At 47.4% G+C, this 857-nt stretch carries 1 protein-coding gene; it reads right to left on the minus strand.

All coding sequences use genetic code 11. From position 1 onward, the window contains the following. Window positions 1–446: 446 nt before the first annotated feature. Window positions 447–707 (minus strand): hypothetical protein, encoded by a 261-nt coding sequence (locus CIK04_RS25735; protein WP_011078857.1) that lies wholly within the window; start codon window positions 705–707, stop codon window positions 447–449. Window positions 708–857 lie beyond the last annotated feature (150 nt).

Raw genomic sequence — 857 nt, forward strand, 5'->3', positions numbered from 1 at the left:
CAAACGTGGCATCCGGCGCTTGTGGATGAATGGATTCCCGTATGCACGGGAATGACAGGTGGGTGGTGCCGATCAATTCTCTCACCCCGTCATCCTCGCGAACGCGGGGATCCATTGTATAGCGAGYGCTGTGGCTTGGTTATATCGTTTCATTGCCWGTGTTGCTGTTGGTTTCGCTTTAGTTTTTGTCTGTTATTGTGAGTGCGTTGCCAATACTCGGCTTCTGGCGCGTGTGAATGAATGGATTCCCGTATGCACGGGAATGACAGCTGGTGGTGCGATCAATTCTCTCACTCCGTCATCCTTACGAACGTGGGGATCCATCCGTCAGCACCCGCCATCACTAACGTTGATCACAATAATCCCAGCAACTTACGTTCACTTTCCCTAAAACAAAAAAACCAACACTCTTTCAAGTGTTGGCTTAGATACTAAAGCACTAAAACTTAGTTAGTACCAGTAGTGCCAGTAGTGCCAGTAGTGTTGTTTGAAGAAACAACAACCGCTGTTGCCGCTACTGCTGCACCTGCCGCTACTGCTGCAGTTGTTGCTGCACCCGCGCCCGCTGCACCTGCGCCAGCACCTGCTGCTGCGCCTGTAGAAGCAGTTGTACTAGTTGCTGTAGTTGCTGTTGCAGCTTCACCCGCAGCAAATGCAGTAGAAGACACACCTAGTGCAATCAACGCTGCTAATGCGATTTTTTTCATGATTATCCTTTGTATATATACGTTTCAACATCGATGTCGGAGCTTTAATAGCTCCGGTGTTTATTTTAGGTAGAATATGGACGGAATGTAAACAATTAGTTGTAGGTGCAACGATGTGAATTTATGGTTTTTATCTTATTGATAGTAACG

It is taken from the genome of Vibrio sp. 03_296 (assembly GCF_002265885.1).

What these genes read in the sequence shown, in the direction of transcription:
- CIK04_RS25735 (WP_011078857.1), bottom strand. Translation starts at nt 707, where the DNA reads ATGAAAAAAATCGCATTAGCAGCGTTGATTGCACTAGGTGTGTCTTCT.